This window comes from Bacillus litorisediminis (assembly GCF_022808645.1).
In the GTDB taxonomy this organism is placed as follows: Bacteria; Bacillota; Bacilli; order Bacillales; family JC228; genus Bacillus_BF; species Bacillus_BF litorisediminis.
This window is the reverse complement of the sequence record NZ_JAKZKT010000098.1, coordinates 1-2899: the sequence shown is the minus strand read 5'-3', so window position 1 is coordinate 2899 and position 2899 is coordinate 1. Positions and strand designations below refer to the sequence as shown.

General features: G+C 36.9%; 3 protein-coding genes. All 3 read right to left on the bottom strand.

All coding sequences use genetic code 11. The annotated features are described in order from the left end of the window. Positions 1-536 precede the first annotated feature (536 nt). Positions 537-938 carry a hypothetical protein gene (locus MLE14_RS22030; RefSeq protein ID WP_243300513.1) on the bottom strand — a complete coding sequence of 134 codons (402 nt, stop codon included), beginning with the start codon at positions 936-938 and terminating at the stop codon, positions 537-539. Between the two features lie 31 nt (positions 939-969). Beyond that, positions 970-1794, bottom strand: a complete 825-nt coding sequence (locus tag MLE14_RS22025; protein WP_243300512.1) for a hypothetical protein — start codon at positions 1792-1794, stop codon at positions 970-972. Positions 1795-1979: 185 nt separating this feature from the next. Continuing rightward, positions 1980-2729, bottom strand: coding sequence for an N-acetyltransferase (locus MLE14_RS22020; RefSeq protein WP_243300511.1), 750 nt, complete (start codon positions 2727-2729; stop codon positions 1980-1982). Between the last annotated feature and the right edge of the window lie 170 nt (positions 2730-2899).

Below are 2899 nucleotides of genomic sequence, written 5' to 3'. Positions count from 1 at the left end.
TTTAGATTAACAAAACCTCCCCCCAGCAAAAGAAACAGAAAGGCTGGGGGATAATACCAAAGTCCGAATAGCAGAATTGTACATTCTAAAACGAGCAAAAGTGTACATATTATCGTTGACATTTATACCTAGCCTTATATGAAGTTCGTGTTCCTCAGACCGGAGGTTTGCCGCTCGCTTCCTTCAGATTCCGTGTCACCACGGACACCCTTGCGTTAAGCTACTGTTACTTCTGCCTTCACAGTTCGGGACTTTCACCCTATAGATTGCACCCATGCTGGGCGCACATAAAAAAACCTCCTACAATTAGTGTAGAAGGTTTTGATATTTCATATTTACAAGATACCGGTGGTCGGGGCCGAACCGACACTTCTAACGGAACACGATTTAACACATGAATGGCGGAGGTAAATTTAATAACTACATATTAACATTCAATAAAAGTTATGTATTCTTGCAATCATGTTTATCGTAATATTCGTTCAATAAAATAAAAAGAGTCAAAAATAAAAGACGGGATTCCCCGCCGTTAATAATCAATTAACGTCATTCGACTCCGGTCTTATAACTTCGAATTTCGTTTTTGGTGGGTCTACCAGAACGGCTTCAACTTGTTCTTCCAATGTTCCGCTATGTTTAGGCGGGAACGAAGTAAATTCTACAATTTGTTCTTCCTTCAAGTCCTCGGTCTTATTAGCAGCAATTCGTAATAATTCCCGAAAAGTTTCGTTGTTGTTGAAGTATCCGACAATGTGTCCATTTGTAAATTCTTCTTTGAATCCTTCAGGAAGATTTGTGAAAAAGTCAACGTATTCTTGTTTAATATCAAGTTCTTCCGCCCTTTCAACGTCCTTTTGTGCCTTCACATAGTCGGTTGCGATATATCCCCCGATTCTTCCAAAAGCGACCAAAGATAAAATCAATAATGTTTTCTTCATCACTAATCCCCCTTGGAAAATACTCCGCCACTTATAGTTTCGACATTATAAAGTTCAATCTTTCTTCAAATTCTTGTTTCAGATATTCGACGTCTATATCCAATTCCGGATGTCGTTGTGCAATCCCCATTTTATAGGCGATTTCTTGCAATATTTTCATATTAGTCCCTAAATCTCCACCTTTTTCTTCAATCTCCAATGCAAAATAATTGACGTAATGAACAACTGAATCTGCAATCGAATATGCGGGGTCTTCGTTGTTGCCAAATGTCCTTCTAAATTCTGAACCTTCCGCCCAACTTTCTGCCGTCCACTTTATAAATTCTTCAACCGAAGAAAATTCCGGTTTAGTCAATTGGAAATATTCAACTGGACTTACTTGTTTACCGAACATTTCGACGGTCTGTTTCGAAAAAATCTGTTCATGAAGTACCCATAATTGTGACTTGAAGTTCTCAACAAGTTGTTTGTTCAAATCGCCACGACCTGCTGCTTGATTATTTTCCATTTCGAAGACAATTTTTTCAAATTCGTCTACTTCTGCGGTCAATCCCAAATCAACAATTTGATTTTCGAAGTGATCTATATATGAAAGTATCGCATGAAGGTTAATTTTCTCCCAATCGTGATTGGGGATATTTAAGAATTTGTTGTAATCACCAATAAACGAAACAAACGAATCATATTCTGGTTTTGTGATTGAAGTGTCAACAACTCGTTCAATTTCTGCTTCTTCATCCTTGACTTCGGCTTGAATATTCGTTTCCACTTTCGGCTTGTATGCATTCGTGATTGCATATCCAGTAATAGTTCCCCCAACGACAAAAAGACTAACAACAAATAAAGCCTTTTTCAAAAACTTTCCCCCTTATATTGTCCTCGATAAATAAAGACGCCACATTAACAAAAAGGTTTCAAAGTTTTCTTAATAAACATTAACAAATATTAACATTTCCATTCTAAAAACTTCTTTCGACTTGATTTTCGTACTATGGACGCTTTCCACTTCGCTTTTTCTGTTCGCACGATTTTCTTCGAATTTTAATCTAAATAATGCTTCATCCATACATTTGGTTCTATGTAAACACCCATGTTCGCTGAATTATCCACTTCTAGTGGAACTAATCCTCCAGGAATGACATAACTCCCCGAAGAAGGTAACTTTAAGCCAGTCCAATCTTCCCACTCTTTAACTGATGCTGGAATTATCATAGATTTTTCTGCCACTTTAATTATTGAGGCACCAATCTTATAATGCGTTCTAATCCAAGGGTCAAAAGGGGTTCCATCATCTCTTATCCAACTAATGTATTCTTCCATAGGAATAAGTGGGTATTTGGATTTTAACGAAGGACGAACAGGAGCTATCATATTTTTTAAATTACCTTTAATAGCTAAACTTTTCATTTCCCTTACCATTCTGTCACTTATTCCTTTACCTCTAAATTCTGGATGAATGACGATAGCTAAAGCTGACAATGAATTAGATTGTACATTATTTTCGTAATCTAATATTCCTTTTTCAAAGACTCCATCCCATCCTGTTGGTAAACTATCTTTATTACCATCCCAATCAAAAGGAATTGAATTACCACAAGCGATAGGTTTAGACTCTTCATTTAAAAGAATAAATTGATATTCAGGAAAACAGGAAAGCAATCTATTCCAATACTTTACCGCTATTGGGTCCTCTCCCATATAACTTACCCAACCTATACTATGTAACTTATTTAATTCATCTTTTAAATCTGGACGTTCTTTTAATGTAACTACAGTGCATTTCTTATCCATGAAAGTAACCCTCCAATTCACATAACCTTATTAAATAATACTGCCCGTTAGTCATCCATGCAGCGCAAAAATCGGCGCTGCACCACAGAGAATGAAAATGAATTGAATCCGTCCATACTGATTCTATGGCTGGAAGAGGAAGGTCGATGAACTATGGTGCCTTAGAGCCC

Coding starts and splice junctions, on each gene's coding strand:
- MLE14_RS22020 (WP_243300511.1), bottom strand. CDS start 2,729: ATGGATAAGAAATGCACTGTAGTTACATTAAAAGAACGTCCAGATTTA.
- MLE14_RS22030 (WP_243300513.1), bottom strand. CDS start 938: ATGAAGAAAACATTATTGATTTTATCTTTGGTCGCTTTTGGAAGAATC.